Annotated in this window: 8 protein-coding genes; 3 read left to right on the forward strand and 5 right to left on the reverse strand. The window is 73.6% G+C overall.

The genetic code is table 11. The features are described from left to right. Positions 1-78: 78 nt before the first annotated feature. On the forward strand, positions 79-348 hold the full coding sequence (locus tag ACFV8H_RS18215) for a hypothetical protein (protein ID WP_380400877.1): 270 nt from the start codon (positions 79-81) through the stop codon (positions 346-348). 34 nt (positions 349-382) lie between these two features. Here ACFV8H_RS18215 and ACFV8H_RS18220 read toward each other — a convergent pair whose 3' ends face one another. Beyond that, positions 383-706, reverse strand: a complete 324-nt coding sequence (locus tag ACFV8H_RS18220) for an ArsR/SmtB family transcription factor (protein WP_380400879.1) — start codon at positions 704-706, stop codon at positions 383-385. Between the two features lie 96 nt (positions 707-802). Between ACFV8H_RS18220 and ACFV8H_RS18225 the strand changes: the two genes are divergently transcribed. Further along, positions 803-1129: a putative quinol monooxygenase gene (locus ACFV8H_RS18225; RefSeq protein ID WP_380400881.1), complete on the forward strand. Its 327-nt coding sequence runs from the start codon at positions 803-805 to the stop codon at positions 1127-1129. A gap of 43 nt (positions 1130-1172) precedes the next feature. Here ACFV8H_RS18225 and ACFV8H_RS18230 read toward each other — a convergent pair whose 3' ends face one another. From ACFV8H_RS18230 to bioB, 4 genes are all read right to left on the reverse strand, one after another. Further along, positions 1173-1619 (reverse strand): hypothetical protein, encoded by a 447-nt coding sequence (locus ACFV8H_RS18230; protein WP_380400883.1) that lies wholly within the window; start codon positions 1617-1619, stop codon positions 1173-1175. A gap of 72 nt (positions 1620-1691) precedes the next feature. Further along, positions 1692-2432, reverse strand: a complete 741-nt coding sequence (gene bioD, locus ACFV8H_RS18235) for a dethiobiotin synthase (RefSeq protein ID WP_380400884.1) — start codon at positions 2430-2432, stop codon at positions 1692-1694. Further along, a complete protein-coding gene (locus ACFV8H_RS18240; RefSeq protein ID WP_380400886.1) occupies positions 2429-3733 on the reverse strand; it encodes an adenosylmethionine--8-amino-7-oxononanoate transaminase in 1305 nt (434 codons plus the stop codon). Before ACFV8H_RS18240 ends, bioD begins: the two co-directional genes overlap by 4 nt. 47 nt (positions 3734-3780) lie before the next feature. Further along, positions 3781-5010, reverse strand: coding sequence for a biotin synthase BioB (bioB, locus tag ACFV8H_RS18245; RefSeq protein ID WP_380400888.1), 1230 nt, complete (start codon positions 5008-5010; stop codon positions 3781-3783). Between the two features lie 238 nt (positions 5011-5248). Here bioB and ACFV8H_RS18250 point away from each other — a divergent pair, with 238 nt between their 5' ends. Further along, positions 5249-6094, forward strand: a complete 846-nt coding sequence (locus ACFV8H_RS18250) for a hypothetical protein (RefSeq protein WP_380400890.1) — start codon at positions 5249-5251, stop codon at positions 6092-6094. Positions 6095-6190 lie beyond the last annotated feature (96 nt).

Here is a 6190-nt window from a genome sequence, read left to right on the forward strand (position 1 = left end):
GACCTGTCGTGGTCCGGCTTCGATCTGCTGAACAGCCCGCGGTGGGTGGGGGAGTTGACCGACGGCGCCGATGTCTGGATGGGTGCCTTGCAGTGGCTCGGCCTGGTGCTGGTCGGCCTGTCCGTGCTGCGCCTGCTCACGCGGGAGGTCCGGTTGGCGGGGCTGTCGTTGCTGCTGGCGGCCGGGGTGGCCGGGGCCGCCGTCGGCTCGCTGGTGCAGTTCCACAAGGTGCTCCAGGACGGTGGGGGCTTCGCCCCGTCCATGCAGGCGGGCCCGGTCGTCGCCGCGGTCGCCGCCGTCCTGTGCTTCCTGGTCGCCTGCTTCGGCCCCGCCACCCAGCGCCGCTGACCCGGGCCCGGGCCCGGGCCCGCCCGGCGATCGGTCATCCGCCCGGCGCGTCCTCCGCCGTGAGGAGGGCCAGCAGGCCGGGGAAGCGCTGCTCGATGTCGGTCCGGCGGAGGGTGGCCATCCGGCTGTTGCCCCGGTCGACCTGGCGGACGAGGCCGGCCTCGCGGAGGGTCCGGAAGTGGTGGGTGACCGTGGCCTTGCTGACCGGCAGCTGGAAGGAACTGCAGGTGCGGGCCTCGCCGGCGGGTCCGGCGGCCAGTTCCCGCACCACGCGGCGGCGTAGCGGGTCGGCCAGCGCGCTCAGCACCTTGCCGAGCTCGATCTCCTCCGGTGCGGGGTGCCCCTCGTCGTCGGGCATCGTGACCACCTCCAGGTACGGCTTGCATCGTACCTTGCTGCGGCCCTACCGTACGGGAGGTACGACGAATGTCATACCTCTGGATCGGAGACCCCTGTGGACCAGCCCTTCACCCTCGTCGGCACCGCCCGCCCCAAGCCCGAGCGCGCGGAGGACCTGCGCCGGCTCCTGCTCTCCTTCGTCGAGCCGACCCGCCGGGAACCCGGCTGCCTCGAGTACCACTTCCACGAGGACCGGGACGAGCCGGGCGTGTTCGTCTTCTACGAGGCCTGGCGCAGTCAGGAGGACCTCGACGCCCACCTCGCCCTCCCGCACCTCCGGGACTTCTGGGAACACCGAATGGACTACCTGGAGCGGGACTTGGAGATCCGTTACCTCACCATGCACAGCCCGTACGAGGGGCGTTCCACCCTCGCCCGATGAACGTGGCGCCGCCGCTCGGCGGGGTCATGGCCCCGACCGCTCCTCAGACGCCGTTGAGGGCGTAGTTGCGGAAGGTCGCCAGCAGTGGCAGCACCTCGGTCTTGTTGGGGTCCTCCGTCACGGCCCGCATCGCGTCGATGACGGTGTGGGCGATGACCTTGGTGATGGTGAGGTCGCCGGCCGGGGTGAGGGTGCCCCAGGCCTTGAGGGTCTGGGTGAGCAGGGCGCTCATCCGGGCGCCGATGTTGGCGCTGACGGCGTCCGAGAGCTCGGCGATCTCCTCGTCGCTCATGCTGGAGCGCAGCCCGAAGGCCAGGGCCATCAGCGTGTCCATCGCGTGCTCGCCGTAGGCGGCGACCAGCGCCGGCAGCGACCGTTCCCCGGCCGTGCCCGTCGCGAGGGCGACCAGCGCCTCGTCGTCGTCCTTCCAGGCCGCCTCCAGGGCGGCCAAGGCCCGGAGGGCCTCGTCCATGCTCAGCCCGTCTGTCATGCGGGCAACGCTATTGAGCATCCGGTGCCCGAATCTGCAATTCGGGTGCCAGGATCACTCCATCGAGCGAAGTCAGGGCCGTTCCGGCCGATGGACGTGTGCGAAGTGCTCCGCGTTCCAGCGGCCGCCCAGCGTGGGGGCCAGGGAGGCGGTGGCGAGGGCCGCGAAGTCCTCGGCCGCGCCGGCCCGCTCCGGCAGGGCGCCGAGCAGCGGGGCGCCGGCCGAGCGGGGCAGGTCGGCGAGGTTGCAGCGTTCGGCGAGGCCGGGCTCGGCGGGCCAGGAGCCGATGACGACGCCGGCGAGCGGGAGTTCGCGGGCGGCCAGGGCCTCGGCCGTGAGCGAGACGATGTTGAGGGTGCCCAGGCCGGCGGAGGCGATCAGCAGCACCTCGGCGTCCAGGCCCGCCGCCCGGACGGCCCGGGCCTGGTCGGCGAGCGTGCGGCCTTCGTCGTCGTAGCGGACGAGCAGGCCGCCCGCGCCCTCGACCAGCACCAGGTCGTGGGTGGCGGCGAGGTCGGTGACCTCGGCGACCACCTCGGCGGGGGAGAGGTAGGGCATCCCGGCCCGCCGGGCGGCGGTGTCGGGGGCCAGCGGCTCGGGGTAGCGCGCCAGCTCACGGATCGTCAGTTCGCCTGCCAGGCGCCGCACTTCGGCGGCGTCGCCCGGCTCGCCCGGCGCGACGCCGGTCTGTCCGGGCTTGAGCACGGCTACCTTGCGGCCGCCGTGCAGGGCGGCCGAGGCGAGGGCCGCGGTGGCGACGGTCTTGCCGACGTCCGTGTTGGTGCCGGTCACGAACAGGATGCGCGCGGTCATCCGGCCACCGCCGCGGCGGTCACGGCGGCAGCGATGCGTGCCACGTCCTGGTCCTCCGTCACATAGGGGGGCATGGTGTAGATCAGGTCCCGGAAGGGGCGCAGCCAGACGCCCGCCCGGGCGGCGGCCTCGGTGGCCGCCGGGACGTCCACCGGGTGGTCCAACTGCACGACGCCGATGGCCCCTTGGACCCGTACGTCGCGTACGCCCGGCACCTGGGCCGCCGCCGCGAGGCCGTCCCGCAGCCCGCCCTCGATGCGCTTGACCTCGACCGCCCAGTCCTGCCCGAGCAGCAGGTCCAGCGAGGCGTTGGCGGCCGCGCAGGCCAGCGGGTTGCCCATGAAGGTCGGGCCGTGGGCGAGGACGGGCATCTCGCCGCGGCTGATGCCGTCGGCGATCTCGCCGGTGCACAGGGCGGCGGCCAGCGTGAGGTAGCCGCCGGTGAGCGCCTTGCCGAGGCACATCACGTCCGGGGAGACGCCCGCGTGGTCGGCGGCGAACAGGGTGCCGCTGCGGCCGAAGCCGGTGGCGATCTCGTCGAAGACCAGCAGCACGCCGTACCGGTCGCAGAGTTCGCGCAGCATCCGCAGGTAGGCGGGGGAGTGGAACTGCATGCCGCCCGCGCCCTGGACCACCGGTTCGACGATGACGGCGGCCAGCTCGTCGGCGTGACGGGCCATCAACTCCTCGAACTCCGCAGCGTATCCGGGGTCGAGCGGGGCGTCGAAGCCGGCCGGCGGCTGGGGGGCGAAGAGCTGCCCGGGCAGCACCCCGCCCCACAGGTGGTGCATCCCGCCGTCGGGGTCGCAGACGGACATGGGGTGGAAGGTGTCGCCGTGGTAGCCGCCGCGCCAGGTCAGCAGTCGGCGCTTCCCGGGCCGGCCGGTGGACTGCCAGTACTGGAGGCACATCTTCATCGCGACCTCGACCGCGACCGAGCCGGAGTCGGCGAGGAAGACGTGCTGGAGCGGCTCCGGGGTGATCTCGACCAGGCGGGCGGCCAGCCGGACGGCGGGCTCGTGGGTGAGCCCGCCGAACATCACATGGCTCATCCGCCCCAGCTGCTCGCGCACCGCCTCGTCCAGCACCGGGTGGCGGTAGCCGTGGATCGCCGCCCACCAGGACGACATGCCGTCGACCAGTTCGCGCCGCCCGCCCGCGACGGGCTCCGCCAGGCGCAGGCGGACGCCCGCGGCGGATTCGACCACGTACGGGGTGGCGGTGCCGGGCATCGGCCCGTACGGGTGCCAGACGTGCGCCCGGTCGAGGGCGAGCAGCGTGTCCGCGGACAGCTGGGACATGGTGGGTCTCTCCGGAGGGTGCTGGAGGGTCAGGCGGGTCGGGCGGGTCAGGCGTTGGGCGCGAGTTCGGTGCCGGCGCCGCGGCGGCGGACCTTGACCAGGTCGTCGCGCAGCTCGCCGTTCGCGCCGTCCGCGCCCTCCGAGGCCGGGGCCGGGGCGGTCCCGGCGAGGGGCGCGTGCTCGTGCCCGCCACAGGGCCCGCAGCCGCCGCCGCTGCCGCAGGCCGAGGCCGCGGTGCCGCAACCGGAGCCGGTGGCAGCGGCGGCGACGTCGGCGCGGTGGCGGGGCAGGGTGGCCTCGCCGGCGCCCTCGACCTCGAAGCCCGCGTCCTTGATCATGTCGAGGTCGGTCTGCCCGGCCTGGCCCTCGCTGGTCAGGTAGTCGCCGAGGAAGATCGAGTTGGCGATGTGCAGGCCGAGCGGCTGCATGGTGCGCAGGTGGACCTCGCGGCCGCCGGCGATCCGCACCTCGGTGTCGGGGTTGACGAAGCGGACCATCGCCAGGATGCGCAGGCAGCGCTGCGGGGTGAGGTTCCACTCCTTGGCGAGCGGGGTGCCCTCGAAGGGGATCAGGAAGTTGACCGGGACGGAGTCCGAGCCGAGCTCGCGCAGCGCGAACACCACGTCGACCAGGTCCTCGTCGGTCTCGCCCATGCCGGCGATCAGGCCGGAGCAGGCGGACAGGCCGGCGCCGTGCGCCTTCTGCACCGTGTCGACCCGGTCCGCGTAGGTGTGGGTCTTGGTGATGGCCCCGTAGGTGTTCTCGGAGGTGTTGAGGTTGTGGTTGTAGGCGTCGGCACCGGCCGCCTTGAGGCGCTCGGCCTGGTTGTCGGACAGCAGGCCGAGGCAGACGCAGATCTCGACCTCGGGGTCGGCGTCCTTGATGGCGGCCATGGTGTCGGTGACCCGGTCGATGTCACGGTCCGTCGGGCCGCGGCCGCTGGCGACCAGGCAGACCCGCTTGGCGCCGCCGGCCACCCCGGCGCGGGCGGCGTCGGCGGCCTGGTCCGGCTTGAGCCAGGTGTACTTGAGGATCTCGGCCTTGGACCCGAGCCGCTGCGAGCAGTAGGAGCAGTCCTCGGGGCAGAGCCCGCTCTTGAGGTTCACCAGGTAGTTGAGCTTGACCCGGCGGCCGAACCAGCGGCGGCGCACCTTGCCGGCCGCGGCGACCACGTCGAGCAGCTCGTCGTCGGTGGTGGCGAGGACGGCCAGGGCCTCCTCGCGGGTCGGGACTTCGCCGCGCAGGCCCTTGGCGGTGAGGGTATCGAGCAGATCCATGGGGCCGATCCTGCCTGCTGGCGCTCGAATGGCGCCAGAGCAAACCCACCAGAAGATCCCCGGAAGGATGTGCCGATTGCCACAGTGTCGAAGCTCACGGCGTCGGCGCTGGTCACGCGCTTGACGGCGGCGTCGGCGGACGGTTACCAGCGGGTAGGTCGGAGGCGGGGCGGGGGAAGATCGACAAGCGCCCGACCCAGTGACCAGGGCCACTCGGCGGATGCTTAGAATCTGCGCCATGACCACGCAGGGGGAGCGCACCCCGACTCCGGGAGAGGGCCAGGACGGCCGGGCAGGACAGCGGACCGGCGGGGGTGCCGGAGGGACCGGGGGTACCGCGGGCGCCACGGCGGCGGCCCGCAGGCGCGGCCCGCGGCTGACCGGCCGCCGGGCGGTCGGCTGGGTCGTCGTGATCGGTGTGGTCGTGGCCGGCGGCTGGGTCATCACCCGCCCCACGCCCGGCGACTACATACCCGGCCTGGGCCCGTCCAAGGCGGACTCCGCCCGCACGCCCCCCGTCGTCGGCTCCCCGCCGCCCACCACCGACCCCGAGGGCCTCAACGCCGACAACCTGTTCCCCGCCCAGCGCCCGGTCGAGGCGATCGGCTACAAGGCCCGGCGCAACGGCATCCGGCAGGGCGAGAAGTGCGACGAGGTGCTCCAGGACCGTACCCAGGAGCTGCTCAAGGACAGCGGCTGCCAGGCCTATCTGACGGTCAGCTTCACCGGTGTCGACCGCCCGGTGCTCTCCAGCGTCACCCTGCTGCGCTTCGCCGACCCGTCCACCGCCGCCAAGGCCGCCGACGCCCTGCGCTCCAAGCCCGGCGCGGTCGCCTTCATCCTCGCCGACACCAACATCGCGCCCGCGCAGTCCGGCGGCGGCAAGCCCGGCAGCGAGGCCCGGATCGAGGCGGTCGGGCACTACGTGACCGTCGCCAGCTCCCGCCCGGCCGGCGCCACCGCCCCCGGCACTCCCGGCGCCACCGGCCCGACGCCGACCTCCACCGGCAGCGGCGAACCGAACCTGGACGAGGCCACCCGCGCGCTGTCCTACGCGGCGGGGCAGCCGTTCGTCTGGATGTAGAGCGGCGGTGTGACGAACGGCCAGGGGCCCGGCGCGGATCGCGCGCCGGGCCCCTGGCCGTTGTAGAGGCGCAGGTCAGCCGCCGATCCGGTACAC

Origin of the sequence: Kitasatospora sp. NPDC059827 (assembly GCF_042731675.1) — a bacterium.
Lineage (GTDB): Bacteria > Actinomycetota > Actinomycetes > Streptomycetales > Streptomycetaceae > Kitasatospora.